Annotated in this window: 13 protein-coding genes; 7 read left to right on the forward strand and 6 right to left on the reverse strand. The window is 38.7% G+C overall.

All coding sequences use genetic code 11. The features are described 5' to 3' along the window. Nucleotides 1–2: 2 nt before the first annotated feature. From AC2G3J_RS12215 to AC2G3J_RS12230, 4 genes are all read left to right on the forward strand, one after another. Complete coding sequence (locus AC2G3J_RS12215) at nucleotides 3–1,208, forward strand: MFS transporter (protein WP_336954734.1); 1,206 nt, start codon at nucleotides 3–5, stop codon at nucleotides 1,206–1,208. Beyond that, a complete protein-coding gene (locus AC2G3J_RS12220; RefSeq protein WP_483770044.1) occupies nucleotides 1,205–4,732 on the forward strand; it encodes an IucA/IucC family protein in 3,528 nt (1,175 codons plus the stop codon). Before AC2G3J_RS12215 ends, AC2G3J_RS12220 begins: the two co-directional genes overlap by 4 nt. Beyond that, nucleotides 4,725–5,498 carry an HpcH/HpaI aldolase family protein gene (locus tag AC2G3J_RS12225; protein WP_483770045.1) on the forward strand — a complete coding sequence of 258 codons (774 nt, stop codon included), beginning with the start codon at nucleotides 4,725–4,727 and terminating at the stop codon, nucleotides 5,496–5,498. The genes AC2G3J_RS12220 and AC2G3J_RS12225 overlap by 8 nt, the downstream gene beginning before the upstream one ends. A gap of 159 nt (nucleotides 5,499–5,657) precedes the next feature. Further along, nucleotides 5,658–7,886 carry a TonB-dependent receptor gene (locus AC2G3J_RS12230; protein ID WP_483770046.1) on the forward strand — a complete coding sequence of 743 codons (2,229 nt, stop codon included), beginning with the start codon at nucleotides 5,658–5,660 and terminating at the stop codon, nucleotides 7,884–7,886. Nucleotides 7,887–8,325: 439 nt separating this feature from the next. Here AC2G3J_RS12230 and AC2G3J_RS12235 read toward each other — a convergent pair whose 3' ends face one another. The 4 genes from AC2G3J_RS12235 to AC2G3J_RS12250 all read right to left on the reverse strand — a co-directional run bounded on the left by AC2G3J_RS12235 (nucleotide 8,326) and on the right by AC2G3J_RS12250 (nucleotide 12,036). Further along, nucleotides 8,326–9,504 (reverse strand): thiolase family protein, encoded by a 1,179-nt coding sequence (locus AC2G3J_RS12235; RefSeq protein ID WP_419329241.1) that lies wholly within the window; start codon nucleotides 9,502–9,504, stop codon nucleotides 8,326–8,328. 151 nt (nucleotides 9,505–9,655) lie between these two features. Further along, nucleotides 9,656–10,303, reverse strand: coding sequence for a 3-oxoacid CoA-transferase subunit B (locus AC2G3J_RS12240; protein WP_239045931.1), 648 nt, complete (start codon nucleotides 10,301–10,303; stop codon nucleotides 9,656–9,658). 2 nt (nucleotides 10,304–10,305) lie between these two features. Next, on the reverse strand, nucleotides 10,306–11,007 hold the full coding sequence (locus AC2G3J_RS12245; protein WP_004721433.1) for a CoA transferase subunit A: 702 nt from the start codon (nucleotides 11,005–11,007) through the stop codon (nucleotides 10,306–10,308). 147 nt (nucleotides 11,008–11,154) lie between these two features. Next, on the reverse strand, nucleotides 11,155–12,036 hold the full coding sequence (locus AC2G3J_RS12250) for a LysR family transcriptional regulator (protein WP_004820562.1): 882 nt from the start codon (nucleotides 12,034–12,036) through the stop codon (nucleotides 11,155–11,157). A gap of 652 nt (nucleotides 12,037–12,688) precedes the next feature. Here AC2G3J_RS12250 and AC2G3J_RS12255 point away from each other — a divergent pair. The 3 genes from AC2G3J_RS12255 to AC2G3J_RS12265 all read left to right on the forward strand — a co-directional run bounded on the left by AC2G3J_RS12255 (nucleotide 12,689) and on the right by AC2G3J_RS12265 (nucleotide 16,096). After that, the gene (locus AC2G3J_RS12255) at nucleotides 12,689–14,113 is read left to right on the forward strand and encodes a GntP family permease (RefSeq protein WP_419361410.1); all 1,425 of its coding nucleotides are present in this window, start codon (nucleotides 12,689–12,691) and stop codon (nucleotides 14,111–14,113) included. A gap of 33 nt (nucleotides 14,114–14,146) precedes the next feature. Beyond that, complete coding sequence (locus AC2G3J_RS12260) at nucleotides 14,147–14,932, forward strand: 3-hydroxybutyrate dehydrogenase (protein ID WP_483770047.1); 786 nt, start codon at nucleotides 14,147–14,149, stop codon at nucleotides 14,930–14,932. A gap of 207 nt (nucleotides 14,933–15,139) precedes the next feature. Then, entirely contained in the window at nucleotides 15,140–16,096 is a 957-nt protein-coding gene (locus tag AC2G3J_RS12265) for a 3-hydroxyacyl-CoA dehydrogenase NAD-binding domain-containing protein (RefSeq protein WP_336954726.1), read from the forward strand. Nucleotides 16,097–17,299: 1,203 nt separating this feature from the next. Here the strand turns inward: AC2G3J_RS12265 and paaG are convergent. Next, on the reverse strand, nucleotides 17,300–18,088 hold the full coding sequence (gene paaG / locus AC2G3J_RS12270) for a 2-(1,2-epoxy-1,2-dihydrophenyl)acetyl-CoA isomerase PaaG (protein WP_419360274.1): 789 nt from the start codon (nucleotides 18,086–18,088) through the stop codon (nucleotides 17,300–17,302). A 41-nt stretch (nucleotides 18,089–18,129) separates the two neighbouring features. After that, nucleotides 18,130–19,932, reverse strand: coding sequence for an acyl-CoA dehydrogenase C-terminal domain-containing protein (locus AC2G3J_RS12275; protein WP_419360273.1), 1,803 nt, complete (start codon nucleotides 19,930–19,932; stop codon nucleotides 18,130–18,132). Nucleotides 19,933–20,141 lie beyond the last annotated feature (209 nt).

A 20,141-nucleotide genomic window follows, 5' to 3' on the forward strand; every position in this document is an offset into this window, starting at 1 on the left:
TCATGCGTTCCTCTCGCCTAGATCATTTGATTATTTTACTGTGTCAATTTTTTTCGACTTTTGGCTTGATGGTCTTAATACCGATCATGCCGCTATATATGGAAAAATTGACGGCGCAAATGGCAGCACCCGCCATTTGGGCAGGTATAGCGCTGTCAGCACCAGCTCTAGGGAGTCTATTTACAGCCCCCCTTATTGGTCATCTATCAGATACATTTGGGCATAAAAAAGCACTGTTACTTTCCTTGGCTGGTTTCTGCATTTCTATACTGTTAATGGCGGGAGCACAGCATCTATTTGTGTTTATTTTTGCCCGTATTTTATTAGGATTTTGCGGTCTATCCGTGATTCTTTATGCCTATACCTCTTATTTGTCTAGCGAGCGACAAAGAGGTCTTGCCTTTGGACAGCTCCAAAGCAGTGTCGCATTGGCCTGTCTATGTGGTCCGGTACTCGGTGGCATATTTATGGATCATTGGAAAGTTGAAACCTTACTCAGTGCCACAGCATATATTGTCATCGTTTTAATCTTAGTTGCTGCTATTTTATTGAGCCAAACTGTGCAGACATCTGTCACGGGACCCGATAAAAAACCATCAACACTACAATCTTTTGATCGAACAATTTTTTCGTGGCTCAGTGCGGGAACCTTTGTCCAAGCTGGCGGGTTCGGTTTAGTGTCCTGTTTTATCTTATATATCAGTGAAATAAGTCGAAATATAGCTATACCCTTATCTATTGCGAGTTTAACAGGAACAATCCACGCACTTTCATGGGGTGCTGCATTTTTTGCTGCAACCTATTGGGGGAAACGCAACGATGCGAGAGGCGATTCATTTCATAATTTTGTCAGTGCAACACTGATCTGTGGAATCACGGTTCTGGCTTTGACATGGACCACTAATATTTGGTTAGTACTGCTCTTAAGACTCATACAAGGTTTCTGTTTCGCTGCACTTATTCCCTCTATTTTTCATACGATTTCGTTAAAAACTGATGCAAGAAATCAAGGAAAAGTGATTGGTATTTCAAATAGTGCCTTTGTTCTTGGTCAACTGTTTGGACCGATTGCGGTCACCCTCACATACTCATTTTTCAATATCACTGCCGCGTTAATTTGCACTGCATTATTTTTTATTGGTGCTGGATTAATCGTGACTTTAAACAAATTTTTAACCAATACAATTTTAGAAGAGGTACAAGAATGAACCCGATCATTACCACCGATGCATGGTCTTACAAGCTTTTTGAACAATACTTGAATACTTTTTTTCGTGAACTTCAAGTTCAACTCGAACAGCATATTCTCTCAGAACAGGATTCACCTTTAGCAATACATGACGCAAATAATTCACCCTATTTTTCATACCCATTTACTGCATCTAACTCAATCATCTATGGTGCGATACAGCATTTCTCAAGCACAGGTTATCATCGTTACCAGCGCTCTTTTTGTGTATTCAATACTGAGGATAAGACTGTCAAAAGTCTCACTGATCCTAAAGTGTTGGTTAAAATGATAACCGATGAGTTAAAGTTAAATAGCCAATTTAAAGATAAAAAGCAAAATCAGAATCTCTATGCGGAAATCGCAAACAGTATCGAAAATACCAAATTCTTTTTAGAAAACAGCGTAGATCAAATAAAGCCTAAATTGGCCTCTAGTTTTCAATCTGCTGAACAAGGCATGTTATATGGACATCCATTTCATGTGACCTCAAAAGCCAATCTAGGCTTTTCTAAAGAGGATATGAAAAAGTATAGCCCAGAGCTAGGTGCGACGTTTCAGTTACACTACTTCGCAGTGCATTCATCCTTAATCCAAAAACTTGTCAGCGATAATAATATTGATCAACTGATTGAAGAAGACGTTTTGAAGCATGCACAACACCGCCTCAAAGATGACTTCAAAAATTATGAACTTTTGCCTACACATCCGTGGCAGGCAAACTTTTTACTCCTACACCCTTCCTTAAAACGCTATTTAGAAAATCATGAGGTTCGATATTTAGGTGCTTTAGGACAAACCGTTTGGCCTACATCTTCAGTACGAACCGTTTGGTTACCGCAATCTAATATTTTTTTAAAACTCTCCATTGATGTGCGTATTACTAGTTTTATTCGTAACAACCCTATGGATGAAATGGAAAGAGCGATTGATGCCAGTAAAATCATTCTTAAGCATCAGATCAACCAACACTATAAAAATATGCTCATTCTTCCAGAGCTTACAGCCAAAACTGTCAAAATCCCTGAGTTAGAAAGTTCTTTTGGCATTATATATCGCGCAGGATTAGCTACGGAAACGCTTGAAAATACTCGGATGCTAGGTGGTTTAGTCGAAGAAAATGAGCATCATCAGATCCCCTTAATGGCGTTTATTGATCAGGCCGCACAAGCCCAAGGACTTCCAAATAGTCACTCAAAAGCCTTTCTTGCTGATTGGTGGAAACAATATATTCAAGTTTCCTTGGTTCCACTGATTGAATTGTTTGCAAATAAAGGGATTAGTGTTGAAGCCCATATGCAAAATAGTTTAATGGAATTTAAACAAGGCTTCCCTGCTCGACTGATTATTCGTGATATGGAAGGGATTAGTGTGGTTTCTGAGATGCTCAATGATCATTCCTCAGTCTCTGAAGATAGCACTGTTTGGTTTTCTCAAAAGGATGCATGGATTTTTCTGCAATATTATTTAGTCATCAATCATATTGCGCATCTAATTAGTGCGATATCAAGAGTAAGCATTATTGAAGAAAGTGAACTTTGGCAAACCACCAGAAAAACCCTGATCGATGAAAACTTCTCAGATAAAGCACAGCACTACTGCAACCTTTTGCTTAACTCTCTCACTTTACCTATTAAGGCAAATATGATGAACACCTTATATCACAGTGGCGGTAACCCGATTTGGATTGATATTGAAAATCCGATTTATAAATACAGAGGCGCTCAAGCACTGACCCCTCTTCAAGCTACGCAACAAATTGATTATAAAGTCCAAGCGGAAAGACGTGTCATCGGGCAATTATTAGAAGCCTTAATCTTTGAAAATGCCTTTAACTACGAAAAATCAAATGGGCAAATTAAATTCTTTATTTCAGATGATCTTTTTTATAGCTGCGACGCTAAACAACATTTTAGTTTTAACCGAATTAAATTAAATCCATCGAGTTTAGTCCGTTATGATGCTGTTCAAAAGTCATCAAGCAGTCCAAATTTAAAAGCATTATTAGCTGATTTAAAACATATTATTGATGCTGATCCAATCAAATGGCAAAGCTTTAATGATGAGCTCAATCTTAGCTATGTCAAACATGCACAAACACTGGGTCTATCACCCAACCAACCATTAAGAACACTGTCATATATTGAGCAAGAAGCCCGTATAAACAATGCACATCTCTATCATCCAAGTTTTAAATCTAGAATAGGCTTTGATCTTAAGGAAAATCAAAAATACTCACCTGAATTATCCCAAGGATTCTCTGTTCAATGGACTGCTACTCATAAAAGCTTATGCAAATTGGTTTTGAGTGAAACGATCAACTTAAATCAACTGTATAAACAGCATTTTTCAGACAAAGACCTTCACGCAATCCGTGAGGAATTGACAGCGTATCAAGTTGATTTCAATGATTATATTCTTAGCCCCATTCACCCTTGGCAATGGGATAAAATTATTGAATTGTATTATCAAGATGCAATCAGCAATCAACTGATCATTCCATTGAAAATCGCTGGACCTACTTATTTACCGCAACAATCAATCCGAACATTATCAAACATCACGGATATTTCAGCGTTATCACTAAAATTAGCAATGAATTTAGTTAACACGTCGACCTCTCGTGTTTTAGCACCACATACTGTGCAAAATGCTGCAAAAATGAGTGACTGGCTGTATAAAATCGTTGAGCAAGACCATATTTTAGAAAAACAACGTAAACCCGTTATTTTAAGAGAAATTGCTGGACTTTCTATCAATCAGCCGATCGCCTTAGCTGTTCAATATGGCGCACTGGCCTGTATTTGGCGTGAAAGTATTTATCATTATCTCAATGAAGGCGAATCAGCAACACCAGTTACAGGTCTAATGCAACTTGATACTGACCAAAAACCGCTGATAGACCACTGGATCAAACAATACGGGATCGAGTTTTGGTTAGAGAAGTTATTAAAAAATGCCTATCTGCCAATTATGCATATTTTATGGTGTCACGGCTTAGCATTGGAATCACATGCACAAAACATGGTGTTAATTCACAAAGATGGTCTACCTGTTAAAGCGGCTTTAAAAGATTTCCATGATGGTATTCGCTTTAGTCGTCATTTGCTAAGAAATCCAGAGCTATTACCCGATTTACAAGACGCGCCTAAAGAACATGCCAAAATTAACCCAAATTCTTTTTTAGAAACGCACGCAGCAAATGAGTTAAGAGATTTCACCCAAGACGCACTTTGGTTTGTCAATCTAGCGGAATTGGCCATATTTCTAAACACACATTATGAGTTTGATGAAATCAAATTTTGGACAATGTTAAGATCAATCATCAATCAACATAAAGAAAAGCATCCAGAATTTGCACAAAGATATGAATTGTTTAACTTTACAGATGACACCATCGATATTGAACAACTTGCAAGTCGTCGCTTCCTACCAGAAATCCGATTAAGAGTACAAACCACCCCAAACCCGTTGAGTTTAATTAAGGAAATTGAATATGAATAAAACTTCAATTTCCTTTAAAAAACGCATGAAAAATGGTGAGTCGCTTTATGGCATATTCTGTTCTATTGCCTCACCAATTCATGTGGAGCAATTGGGACTGGCTGGTTATGACTTTATTATTATTGACTTGGAACATACTTTATTTAGTACGTCCCAAGTTGAAAGCATGATTATAGCCGCTAGAGCCATACAGCTTGATGTATTGGTTCGAGTCCCCTTAACCGCCAATCACTTGATCTTACCTTTACTCGATGCTGGCGTAACTGGAATTGTATTACCACGTATAGAAAATGCACAACAAGCCCAAGAAGCTGTGAATTATTGCCACTACATGCCCCTAGGACAAAGGGGCTTAAATTCAACTCGGTTAAATCGCTATGGCATGCAGAGCTTAACGGATTTTGTGCAACACGCACACCAAGAAACAGTTGTCGTCGCAATGATTGAAAGTTTAGCTGGTGTAGTAAATATCGATGAAATTTTAGCTATTGATGGGATCGATATTATTCTTGAAGGTTCGGCAGATCTTTCTCAGTCTATGGGCGTTCCTTGGGAAACGCGCCATCCGCAAGTTCAAGCAAAGATCCAAGAGATATATAGCAAAACTCAACAACAGGGTAAATATTTCTGCGCAATTCCGCGCCAGCCTGAAGATATTGCGTTGTGGAAACACCAGTCTGTAAAACTTTTTGTGCTCGGTGATGATCGCAGTATTACCCGTCGAGCACATCAGCTTCATATTGATTCATATAAAGAAATTGTATAGGTCTCTAAACCTTGAGTGGTGTATCAGCTATTCCACTCAATAAAAATTTAAGCTGAATATAAATGTTTTATTGTTTATTTGTTACTGTGAATTACAATCATTCTCAATTATACTTTCGTCAATTTAAAGCAATCTCAGGGTGAGATAAAAGGAAACAAGATGAAAAGCAACAAAATTTTTAATAAGAAGTCTGATGTAAAAAAAATCATTCCACTTATATCAATTGGTGGGTTCATCTTTTTATCACAATCCTCTTTTGCTATTTCACCCACAGAGGCTACAGATACAGAAAACAAAGCTGCGGTGCTTCCAACCATTACTGTCAGTGCATCACGCTCAGATGAATTCTCCTCTTCTGCAAAACAAGTGACCAAATTAGATGAAAAACAAATTGAATTTCTAAAAAATGCGTCTTCTGGAAATATTGCCACAGTTTTAGCCAAAGTTGTACCTGGTTTATCAGACTCAAGTCGTACAATTACCGATTATGGGCAAACTTTACGCGGACGTAATGCCTTGATCTTGGTTGACGGCGTACCTATGAATTTGACACGTGATACATCAAGAGGTCTTTCATCAATCGACCCGCAAAGTATTACGGGGATAGAAGTCATTCGTGGCAGTAATGCGATTTATGGAAGTGGTGCTGCTGGCGGAACGATTTCAATCACCACCAAAGCAGCGGGCGGTGAACCGACTGCAAAAACTGTGATTGGGCTACAAAGCGCTTTGACCAACTTTCGTACAGATGCTTTAAGTGGAGATATTCATCAATATTTTTCTGGAAGCTTAAATAACTTTGACTATGCATTTGATTTTGGCTATCAACGTATTGGTAGTCCATACGATGCCCGAGGCGATCGTGTTGCACCAGAACCAAGTCAAGGTGATTTATTTGATGCGGATGCATATAGCGTAGGCGGTAAACTTGGCTATCACATTGACGATAACCAATATCTACAATTTGCAGCAAATTACTATAACGCTGAACAAGATTCTGACTATGCCTCTGACCCAAGTGTAGCAAAACTTCCTGCAGGTAGCGTACCTGCGAAAGCAATCAAAGGGCTTAAATTAAAAGACCAGAATAAAAATGAAAATCAAATCTACAATTTAACCTATAACAATAAAGATTTATTTGGCAGCAAAGTTGACGCGCAAATCTATTACCGAGACTTTTTTACTCGCTTCTCGCCATTTGATGCCCGTAAAGTCAGTACCCGTGGTGGAAAAGTCGATCAGGTTTATCAAAACAATAATGTTCTTGGCAGTCGCCTAACCGTAAACACCCCACTAGAATTTTTAGGTGATACGTCGATTGTTTGGGGTGGCGATTTTAGCCGTGAAAAAAGCGAAATGCCTCTAGATACGTTTGATCCTACCATTTATGACCAATCTGGTGGCTTAGAATTTGTTAAAAATGGAAAACTAATCTATTTACCTGAATTAACCACCCAAAGTATCGGCGGTTTTGCGCAATTAAAGCATAATTTCAATGAGCAATGGTCTGCTGAAGTGGGTACGCGTTATGAAGACAGTTATGCAAAAATTGATAGCTTTGTTCCATTATCACAATTAGGCAAACCAAATCCCTATACTGTTAAGGGGGGTAAAGTGACGGCCGATGCATGGTTATATAATGCCAATGTCACCTTTAAGCCAACAGATCAGCACTCGATTTACGCATCTTTTAATCAAGGTTTTCAATTGCCCGATGTAGGGGTGGTGATCCGTAATGCAACAGCAGGATTTAACTTAGCATCATCATTCCTTGAACCGGTTAAGGTGGATAATTACGAGCTCGGTTGGAACGGTCATTTTAATAATTTTAGTTCGAGCTTAGCGGTGTTCCAGTCAACTTCCGATCTGGGTGGTGTTCAATCCTTTAACAATGGCTTGATACTGACGCGTACCAAAGAAAAAGTGACTGGTGTAGAAGCGACTCTTGATTATCTTGATGATGCAAAAGTATGGGGAACTGGAGGAAGTGTTACATGGATGAAAGGCCGTGAAACCCCACAGAACACCAATACAGAACAAGACATGACGGGTTACCGTATTCCACCTTTAAAAGTAACAGGATACATTTCTTATAGCCCAACAGACACATGGACAAATCGTTTACAAGCGACATATTTTGGTTCAGAAGATTATCGCTTAAACGGTGTCAACAGTTTTGGACGTTATGATGTGAAGTCATATACCACTGCAGATTTAATCAGTAGTTTTGCCCTCAACAAAAAAGATACCGTTACGATTGGCTTAGAAAATATGTTTAACCGTAAATACTATCCTTTATACAGCCAACTTCTCCGTACCAGTAATAACACCAGCCATCTGCTGGCGTCAGGTGCAACATTGAAAGTGACTTATAGTCATAAATGGTAAGATTTAATGATAAAGCCTTGTGCTTTTGAATCATAAATGGTTGTCCTACCGTGGGGTGACATGGATGTCGCCCCTTGTGTGTGGGAGTAAGGGGGTACAGGACGTCCCCCCGCCCAACATAAGCAAAAACAAAGCACTGCTTTGTTTGCAGCGCAAGGTTTGGCATCCACTACGAAAAATGAGGCATCGCCTACACAAAGGTATTGAAACTTTGAATGTAAGGTGGAGCATTGCAAACTTTTTATAATCAAACAATTTATCTCGTCATATAATTGATTTAATTAAAAATATTCATTTCTTGGGTTTGATTTTTTGACAAGTTGACTATACATAAACTCACATGACAAAGAACAGCAAAAAGCCGGCAGTATTGAAACGACCGGCTTTTTTTAATTTTGAATCACAAACTATTTAGCTATTTATCACGATAAACAATAAATTACGCGCTTAATTCAACTGCAAGTGCTGTAGCTTCACCACCACCAATACAAAGTGTTGCAATCCCTTTGGTTTTACCTAAGCGTTTTAAAGCATGGATCAAGGTCACAATGATTCGTGAACCTGATGAACCCAGTGGATGCCCGAGTGCACAAGCACCGCCATTAATATTGACTTTTTCAGGATCAAGTTTAAATGCATCAATTGCAGCCATAGTGACCATGGCAAAAGCTTCGTTAATTTCCCACAGGTCAACATCGTCTACGGACCAACCTACATTTTTCAGTAATTTTTCAATTGCTCCCACAGGTGCAATGGTAAACTCTTCAGGATGCTGGGAATTGGTTGTATAGCCTTTGATTTCAGCCAACACAGTCAAACCACGCTTTTTCGCTTCTGACGCCGACGTGATCAGTAGTGCAGATGCACCATCACTGATTGAACTAGAGTTTGCAGCAGTAATCGTACCGTCTTTGGCAAATGCAGGTTTTAAGCTTGGGATTTTATCAATCTTGGCATTTTCAGGATTTTCGTCCACATCTACAGTGATCTCCCCCTGACGTAGCGCCACTTTAACAGGTGTGATTTCGTCTTTAAAATAACCTTCTGCAATCGCTTTTTTTGCACGTGTCAGTGAGCGAATTGCAAACTCATCCATTTGCTCACGGCTATAGCCCTTTTTATCCGCCATTTCTTGTGCAAAACTTCCCATTGCACGCCCTGTACCCGCGTCTTCCAAACCATCAAGGAACATATGATCAATCACTTGACCATGCCCCATCCGATAACCTGAACGTGCTTTAGGTAATAAATACGGTGCATTGGTCATAGATTCCATCCCACCGACCACAATAATTTTGGCACTTCCTGCTTTAATGGCATCGCTGGCTTGCATTGCAGCTTTCATCCCAGAACCACAGACTTTATTGATTGTGGTTGCGCCAACATGATCCGGTAAACCCGCTTTTCGCATCGCTTGACGTGCTGGACCTTGTTTTAAACCCGCAGGTAATACACAGCCCATAATTACTTCATCAATATCAGCAACAGGCACATTGGCTTGTTCAACAACTTTTTCAATGACGACTGCACCCAAATCCGGTGCAGATAAACTTGCAAAACTGCCTTGAAAACTTCCCATTGCAGTACGACTAGCTGCGACGATGACAATCTTTTCCATTCGAGTTCACCTTGTATTTTAAATGCGTATACTTTTGAAGCGGGTATTTTTGAAAATAGCATATCCATTGATAACATGTCTAAGCCGCCAAAGCGACTTAGCATTTAAACTTGGCTGCTTACATTAGAATTTTAGCCTTGCTTTGTCACAATCAAGCCACAGCGAGATTTGAGGTGATCAGTTCTACCCCAGTTGCCGCCTGAATCTGTTCTAGGCTTACATCTTTGGCCAATTCAATCAACTCTACACCTTGAGGAGTGATATCCATCACCCCTAGATCCGTAATTATACGGTTTACGACCAGTCTTCCAGTAAGCGGTAATGAACATTCAGCGACGATTTTAGGACTACCATCTTTAGCACAGTGTTCCATCAACACCACGACTTTTTGTACACCAGCAACCAAATCCATTGCACCGCCCATGCCTTTTACTTTTTTCCCTGGGATCATCCAGTTGGCTAAATCTCCTTTTTCGGAAACTTCCATTGATCCTAAAATAGCAATATTGACCTTACCACCACGAATCATGGCAAAAGATTCAGCACTAGAGAAAAACGCAGCACCCTTACGTGCAGTTACGGTTTGTTTACCCGCATTAATTAAATCTGCATCGACAGTAGCTTGTGTTGGAAATTCATCAATTCCCAATAAGCCATTTTCAGATTGAAGCCAGACATTAATATTCTCAGGAATATAGTTGGCAACCAAGGTGGGTAAGCCAATACCTAGATTGACATAAAAGCCATCTTCAAGCTCTTGCGCTGCACGTTCAGCCATTTCATTACGCGTCCAAGCCATGATTAAATCTCCGTCTTCAATGTCAATTGTTCAATTCGTTTTTCAGGCTGCGCATTTAAAACAATACGACTTACATAAATGCCCGGTAAATGAATTGAATCTGGATCTAACTCACCAATTTCAACAATTTCTTCAACTTCGACAATGGTCAATTTGCCAGCCATTGCACACTCAGGGTTAAAGTTTCGTGCAGTCTTACGAAAAATTAAGTTACCAGCTTTATCAGCCTTATAGGCTTTTACCAAAGCAATATCTGCAACCAATGCTTGTTCGAGTATGTAATCTTTACCATCAAATTCGCGAACTTCTTTGCCTTCGGCAATCAATGTCCCAACACCTGTTTGGGTAAAGAACGCTGGAATACCTGCACCACCTGCACGTAACTTTTCAGCCAAGGTGCCTTGCGGTGTCAACTCAACTTCAAGCTCACCATTTAAATATTGACGTTCAAATTCTTTGTTTTCACCGACATAGGATGAAATCATTTTTTTAATTTGTTTGGTTTGTAAAAGCTTGCCTAGACCAAAATCATCCACACCTGCATTGTTAGAAATACAGGTTAGACCCGTTACGCCAATTTCTTTTAAGGCATCAATCAATGCTTCTGGAATACCACATAATCCAAAACCACCCACTGCAAAAGTCTGGTTGTTTGCAACCACATCAGCCAAAGCTTCATGTGCATTCGCGACAACTTTGTTCATCGTTTTAACTCTATGTCCTTTAGAATTATTATTATTAACATCGAGCAAATTATTTTAGAAATTGATTCTTTCAAATGTCTAATGAGTAAAACTCATTAATCTGATTTCATCCTGAAACAGTGGGCTTTATGATGAGGTGACAGTCTCTTAAAACTGATGTGCCAATATCGTTTCAATAAATTGCGAAGAAATATTAGAAAGTTCAAAATCTTTTTTATAAATAATCCCAACCGAAAGATTGACATTGCCCTCTTCAATTTCGACCAAGACATTATTTTCTTTATCGATATAATTTTGAAAATGACGTGGGATCGCACTGACCCCCATACCAAAAGCCACAAAATGCGACAATGAACTAATTTGATGACACTCAAGTTTTAAATCTAAGATCATATTATTTTGTGAACATTTCTCTTCCACCACGTGTCGAATGATCGAAGGTTTCTGTAAAGTGATAAAAGGATAGGCATAAAGCTCACGCCATGTCACACTTTTACGCTGCGCCAACTGATGATCCTTGGGAAGTAGTGCTAAAAAATCTTCATTGAAAAATGGCTTAAAAATTAATTGATCATTGTGTTGCGGTTCAAAACAAATCCCAATTTCAAAAATGCCCTCTTGGACTTTTTCAATAATTTTTTCATTGGGAATATCATGGATTGAAAAATTGATATTGGGATGATTCTTATTAAATTCATGCAGTACAGCAGGTAAAACAGCATGTGTCGCGAAAGGCATCGAGGCAATATTCAATGTGCCACGATGTAATTTAAAACGCTGTTTAACATCTCTTTCCATGTCTTCCCAATTTGCCAAAAGTTTTTTAGCAAATGGAATCAACGAATTTCCCTCAGCAGTAAGATCCACACGGCGGGTATTGCGCTTAAACAGCTTGCCACCCAACTCATCCTCTAAACTTTTGATACTTAAGCTTAAAGCAGATTGACTTAGGCAAAGTTCATTGGCAGCATTGGCATAATTCAATGTCCGAGCAAGAACTAAAAAAGCTTTTAACTGTTTGAGTGTCATACGGCAACCTAACTGATTTATAGCTCTATAATACGCTAAACCAAGCGAGTTTTGATCCTAAAATGAGTCATTTGAGCTATCGATTTGCTTATAGAATTAGATATCAATCCATGCTAGCTGATCTCGCTTTTACTCAGATTGATGTCTTAATGAAAGTTTTTAATTTGTGTGATCTGTAAAAATATGTTTATGCATTTAAATCAAGACAAAATCGATATACGACGTATTTCAAGCAATATACTTGTCAATAAAATCACTGCTGTAAATAAAATTAAAATGCTCAACATATACTCATTCATCTGCACTTCCAATTTGGCTTTTTTCTTTTGCTTATCTATGACCTATTGCGCAAAAACCTCATGAAACTTGTTTCTATTCATTAGTTTTCCATATTGACTCATAAATATTTTCAAACAATGCCTCGAATAATTTGGATTATAGTTTTATCCATCATTTGGAAATGGATATTCCAATTTATAAGTCTGGACGATTTATAAAAGCTAAATTTATTGATCAATATTAATTTCTCTAGATATCCATTTTTATTGGTTTCACTCACTAATGCATTTTTATGATTGAGATAGCCTTGTCGTGATTTGAAATAAAAACAAGGTGGGTTTTGACATATATTCTTTAAGGACGGAGTAAAAATATGTGGGAACTGGGTATAATTTTACTTTCTCTTGGCTTGTTGATGTACACAGCCTACAGAGGGTTTTCTGTAATTCTCATGGCACCGATTTGTGCCTTATTGGCCGTCTTGCTGATTAACCCTGCCAACGTTTTACCATTTTATTCTGGTGTGTTTATGCCAAAAATGGTGGGCTTTATTAAAGATTATTTCTTGGTGTTTTTGCTGGGTGCGATTTTTGGTAAAGTCGTTGAAATGTCAGGTATTGCTGAATCCATTGCCAAAACGATTGTTCAATTAATTGGCTCTAAAAATGCAATGCTTACCGTTGTTCTGCTAGGGGCAATTTTAACCTATAGCGGCGTCAGTTTATTTGTCGTGGTTTTTGCAGTCTATCCCTTTGCAAACCAATTATTTAGACAAGCAAATATCCCTAAGCGTTTGATTCCTGGCACGATTGCACTGGGTGCTTTCTCCTTTACTATGGATGCCTTACCGGGTACGCCTCAGATTCAAAACGTTATTCCAACTACCTTTTTTGGCACCAATATTTATGCAGCGCCATTTTTAGGGATTATCGGTGCAATCTTTGTTTTAGGTGTGGGTTTAACTTATCTGGAATGGCGTCGTCGTGTTGCTGCTCGCAACGGAGATGGTTTTGCATCTGGTATTACTTTAACAGAAGCCGAACTTCAACAATTTGAAAATCAATCTCAGCAACAAGATAATGGTTCTGGTCTACGTCAATTTATGGCATTTGTTCCCTTAATTTTAGTTGCAGTGATGAATAAATATTTATCTACAGCAATTAAAACATGGTATCCAAATGGCTTTGATTTTAATGCGCTTGGACTAGCAAACTACACTGTCGATGTCGCAAAAACGTCAGCGATTTGGGCAGTTGGTTTGGCTTTAATCGTTGGGATTATCACTGCGATTATGTTCGATTATCGTCGTGTTTCAACCAGCTTTAAAGAAGGTGTAAACGCAAGTATAGGTGGTTCTCTACTCGCTGTGATGAACACTGCATCTGAGTATGGTTTTGGTGCAATCATTGCTGCTTTACCGGGTTTTGCCGTGATCAGCCATGCTTTAGGTCATACATTTACCAACCCACTAGTCAATGGTGCAGTCACCACAACCGTTTTGGCAGGGATTACAGGTTCAGCATCAGGCGGTATGAGTATTGCCCTCAGTGCCATGGCTGACCAATACAATACGGCTATTGCTGCAATGGGCATTCCTGCTGAAGTGATGCATCGTATTGTTGCAATGGCATCTGGCGGTATGGACACCTTACCGCATAACGGTGCAGTAATTACCCTACTTGCAGTCACTGGACTTACACATAAACAATCTTATAAAGACATTTTTGCCATTACCATCATTAAAACAGTTGCAGTATTTGTCGCAATTGCTGCATTTACATGGTTTGGTATCGTCTAAGTTTATCTTCAAAATGAACACAGGGAGTCAATAATGAGTCAACTTCTCAAAGATAAAGTTGCATTTATCACAGGTTCAGCAAGTGGTATTGGACTTGAAATTGCCAAAAAATTTGCCCTTGAAGGTGCAAAAGTGGTGATTTCAGATATGAATGCGGACAAGTGTAATGAAGCAGTTTTAGCCTTAACAACTGATGGATTTGAAGCCTTATCTGCACCTTGTGATGTTTCAGATGAAGATGCTTATGCTGCTGCTATTGGTCTAGCACATACCACCTTTGGTCGTTTGGATATTTTGATCAATAATGCTGGTTTTCAACATGTTGCTGCCATAGAAGAGTTTCCAACTGCCATTTATCAAAAACTACTGAATGTCATGCTGGTGGGTTCTTTTATTGGAATTAAGCATGCATTTCCAATCATGAAGGCACAAAACTATGGCCGTATTATCAATATGGCTTCGATCAATGGTTTAATCGGTTTTGCTGGAAAAGCGGGTTATAACAGTGCCAAACATGGGGTGATTGGTTTAACTAAAGTTGCAGCGTTAGAATCTGCTCGTGATGGAATCACGGTCAATGCATTATGCCCAGGTTATGTCGACACACCTTTGGTACGTGGTCAAATTAAAGATTTAGCCAAAACCCGTAATGTCAGCGAAACAAGTGCACTTGAAGATGTCATTTTAGCCATGGTGCCACAAAAGCGCTTACTCAATGTTGAAGAAATTGCAGATTATGCCGTTTTCTTGGCGAGTGAAAAAGCGGCGGGGGTGACAGGTCAAGCAGTGGTTATGGATGGTGGTTATACCGCTCAGTAATACAGTTGATGATTGCAATGAGCATGAATTTGTCTCTATGTAAATCATCTAACCAGATGTAATACATATTCATTTGTAGGGGGAAATCCTCCCCTACTGTTTTTTAGTTTTTCTATCTTTAGTTTTTATCAAAGTGAAAGGCTCACTTTGTCATGTGTCATAGCTAGACAATCCAACGTTCTCAAGTTATTCAAGGAAAATGAATATATGAAACCCATAAATAAAGTTGCCATTATCGGTACTGGTGTTATTGGTGCAAGTTGGGCAGCATTCTATTTAAGTAAAGGATTTCAGGTGAATGCTTTTGATCCTGCAGCTGATGCAGAATTAAATTTAAAAAATAGAGTTCAGACCTATTTACTGGATCTGTTCGAGTTGGCTGAAGAGCAAACCACCTCTTCTGACTGTTATGTTTCAGACACTTTAAAAAATCTCACTTTTTATCAAAATCTAACAGATGCGGTAAAAGATGCCGATTTTATTCAAGAAAATGGTCCAGAGCGGATTGATCTAAAAAAAGACTTATATGCACAGCTCACTCAAAACTGCCCCAAAGATAGCATTATCGCTTCAAGTTCATCTGGATTAAAAATCTCAGATATTCAACATGATTGCCTTTATCCTGAAAGAATCGTACTGGGTCATCCTTTTAACCCGCCACACTTATTACCTTTGGTTGAGATTATTGGTGGAGAAAAAACCCAAGCGAACTATATTCATGATGCTTTTGAGTTTTATACATTATTGGGAAAAAAACCGATTTTAATTCAGAAAGAAGTTAAAGGGCATGTCGCCAATCGTTTACAGTCTGCAATTTGGAGAGAAGCATTTTATCTGGTTTCTGAAGGTGTATGTAGCGCAGAAGATATTGATATCGCCATCACCAATGGCCCCGGATTACGTTGGGCAATATTTGGTCCTTATTTAAATATGCAGTTGGCCAATCAACATGGATTTAAAGCCGCTATGCATCATTTAGGTGAACCGATGTCTGAATGGTGGGCTGATATGCACCCTTATACCTTGTCTGAAGAAAAAATTGAGATGCTGAATGAAGAAACTCAACAGTTTGTTAAAAAACTAGGCGATAAGAATCTTCAATTACTTCGTGATCAGGCATTACTGCGATCTTTAAAGATGCGTAAAGAATTAGATTTGCCTTAATCGGATTTTACAAAAGTGATCTTCATTGATTCTCCAGAATTCTCATCTGGAGAATTTAGTCTTCAAAAGTTTAGCCAAGGGAAACAGGATCATTGACCTTCCCGCTCCAAAATTGAATCAACATTTCAAAGCATCCCAAGCAACAATTTCAGACTGAACCTTGTTGCTTATTTTTGAATTATAGTCAAACCACCTAATTATTCATACAAGTGATTCCCCTCAAATCTTTGATTATAAATGAAGCTTATGTTTTTTATGAACTTTTAGAAACTATTGATTATCAATTTATTTTTTGTATTTTTGAACCCTAGATGGTGATCCTACCGTGCGGCGACATGGATGTCGCCGTTGGGCGGGGGTATATGAGCAAAAATAAAGCACTGCTTTGTTTGCAGCGCAAGAGCCCTGTTAAACGGAAGATTTTTGTCATCTTTTCATCTCTGAAAAGTGAGGCATCGCCTACGCAAAGGGATTTAAACTTTGAATATAAGGTGTGGCATTGCAATATTTTATAATCAAACAATTATATTTTTGTGTCTGAGTTTTGACAGCTTAACCATACATCAAATTGCCCATTAGCTTTTAGATTGTTCGAAAATTCGAATAGACATGCCTAGTTTCATATCATTATTCTTCTACTAAAAACAGTTATCGTTGTCTTATTCGCTACTTTAATCATTAAGTCGCCCAAATAAGGGAAGTATTATGCTCAACAATAAAATAAAGTTAAAACAAATGTGGTAAAGCAATTTCAGTACAACGAATGAAAAATATAAACAATCGCTAATTCATATGGTGACCCAACATGCGAACTTTCTATACGATTCTCATCGGTATAATGCTACTCCTTGCAATTCTTTTTATAAGTCGAATATTACGTGGTCGCTTTAACCAGACATTATTTTTTATTCTGTTCATCTTGATTTGGTTTGTAGCAATGAGCTGGAATATGTATATGGGCATACAAGCAGGATATGCGGTTAAAGAAGAATTCTTAATATTTTTACTTAATTTTGGTATTCCTTCTCTTCTCGCGACTTACTTCATATATAAAAAATAAAAGCTCTATTTAGCTTGCTAAGGTTAAAAACCAGCATGTAAATAACGATCAAAACTAGTGATTACTTATTTTAAAGCACTCTCCAAAAAGAGTGCTTTTTTTGTTAATTTTTACTGGTTAAACATGATTAGGCATAGATTTGATCAATTAAAATTAGCTTTCCTTTTTTCGATAAAGGCCGCAACACCCTCTTTATAATTGTCTGATTGTCCAGCAATACGCTGTAACTCTCGTTCCAACTGTAACTGTTCAGCCAAAGTATTTTGCGAGGCAGTATTTAAGGCCTTTTTAATTAGCGAAATCGAACTGCTTGGTTGCTCTGCCAAACGTTCCGCCAATTCAATCACGCTTTGGTCAAAAGCATCATCTTCATAGACCTCCCAAATAAGCCCCCAACTCAAGGCTTTCTGGGCAGATAACTTATCCCCGAACATGGTCAAACCTTTGGCTCGGGCAAGCCCCACCAGATGTGGCAAATTCCACGTCCCACCTGCATCTGGGATTAAACCGACTTTGCAAAAAGATTGTATAAACGTAGCAGATTGCTTGGCCACAACAATATCGCAAGCCAAAGCCAAGTTCGCCCCTGCACCAGCCGCTACGCCATTGATCGCAGCCACAACAGGTTTAGTCATATTGGAAATTTTAATGACTAACGGATTATAAAATTTTTCTAAGGCAGCACCTGCATCATAATCAGCTGCACTTATCACCTCTTTATTTCTCGTTCTTAAATCCTGACCTGCACAGAAGCCCTTACCTGAACCAGAGATTACAATGGCTTTAATCTCAGTAGAAACCGCCCACAGGTCTAAAATTGCAGCAATTTCACGATGCATTTGCTCATTAAAACTATTGAGCACCTCGGGACGGTTTAAGGTTAAATAGCCCACCCGATTTTCCTGACGAATCAAAATATGTTGAAAATCCATTTATTTTTACTCATTTAAATAAAAAAACATCCTGACCCTGCTTAAAAAGAAAAGTCATCTTGTTCTAATTCCATTACCGCTTCAGCACCCGATGCGATAGAAGCCGCATGGCTTTGGGTACGGTGTAATAATTTTTGAAAGAAAAATTTTGCTGTGGTTAATTTAGCCTGATAAAATTTTTCGTCCGGTGTTGCTTGACTTAACTTTTCATCTGCTACTTGCGCCATACGTGCCCAAAGATAAGCAAACACGACATAGCTAGAGAAATACAGATAATCAACTGAAACAGCGCCAATTTCTTCTGGGTTTTGCTGTGCTTTTTTGGCAACACTGTCTGTAATTGACAGCCACTGTTGCTTGAGTTCCGCCAGTTTTTCCAGATAAGCTGCCAATACGGTATTTGATTGGTTGGCTGCAATAAACTGCTCAATTAAATCAGTCATATTTTTTAATAGTTTGCCATCCGACTTGAGCACCTTACGTGCCAGCAAATCTAAAGACTGAATCTCTGTGGTTCCCTCATACAAGGTTGAGATACGGGCATCACGAACAATTTGCTCCATGCCATGTTCAACAATAAATCCATGCCCACCAAAAATTTGTACGCCGTGTTTTGCCGCTTCATTGCCTGATTCAGTTAAAAAAGCTTTGGCAATCGGGGTTAAAAATGCCAACAATTCATCTGAGATTTTCTGTTGTTCAGGATCATTGGACGTTTCAACAATATCAACATGCTGAGCCAGAAAATATGCCAGTGCTCGACCACCTTCAGAAAAGGCTTTTTGCGTCATTAACATCGAACGCACAGCTGGATGCACAATAATCGGATCAGCATTTTTATCTGGGTATTTTGCGCCTGATAAAGCACGCATCGCCAACCGTTCTTTGGCATAACTCAGCGCACCTTGAAATGAAATCTCCGAAGCCGCCAACCCTTGTACAGCTGTTCCAATGCGTGCTGTATTCATAAAGGTAAACATACAATTTAGCCCACGGTTTTCAGGTCCAATTAAATAGCCCTTGGCCCCATCAAAATTTAAAACACAAGTTGCATTACCATGAATTCCCATCTTATGTTCGATCGCACTACAGATAACATTATTACGATCTTGGCAATCACCTGCATCATCGAGGTTAAATTTAGGCACGATAAACAGTGAAATTCCTTTAGTCCCCGTTGGTGCTTGTGGTAATCGGGCTAAAACAATATGAATAATATTTTCTGACAGATCATGTTCCCCAGCAGAAATGAAGATTTTCTCGCCAGTAATTGCATAACTTCCATCAGGGTTTGGTTCGGCCTTGGTGCGGATCAAACCTAAATCTGAACCCGCATGTGACTCAGTTAGACACATTGTCCCTGTCCAAACGCCACTAATCAGTTTACTTAAAAATTGTTGCTTCTGTTCTGCTGTACCATGATGTTCAATGGTACGCATTGCACCATGCGATAAGCCAGGATACATCGCCCAAGCCCAGTTAGAACCACACAGCATTTCTGAGATTGCAATACGCAATAATGTGGGTAAACCTTGACCGCCATATTCAGGATCTGCTGTGAGTGAGGTAAAACCCAATTCCGTATATTTATGATATGCCTGCTTAAATCCCGCTGGGGTTGTGACGACACCTTGATTTAAGTGACAACCTTCCTGGTCACCATTTTGATTGATGGGTGCAAGCTCATTTTCACAAAAGTCTGCTGCGGCATCTAAATATTGATTGATCAATTCACGACTAACCGTTTCCTGATATTTTGGTAGTTTTTGGTAGTTTTCTTCTGTTTGCAACATTTCATGCAGTACAAATTGCATATCACGCAGTGGTGCTTTGTATAAAGGCATAGTGTTTCCCTTTCAATTCTTCTGCCGATGATGCAGATAGAGATGATTTCCCTTAGATGACAATTTTATTTTACGATTGTTTAAAAATATCAAATAAATTTCTTATTGCAAAATTTATTTTCATTTTAATCAACTAATTTTATTCAAAAATACCGCCAAAAACATGACAAAACGACACACAAAGCTGTATTTTAACAAAAAATATTCAA

The organism is Acinetobacter legionensis (assembly GCF_057165765.1).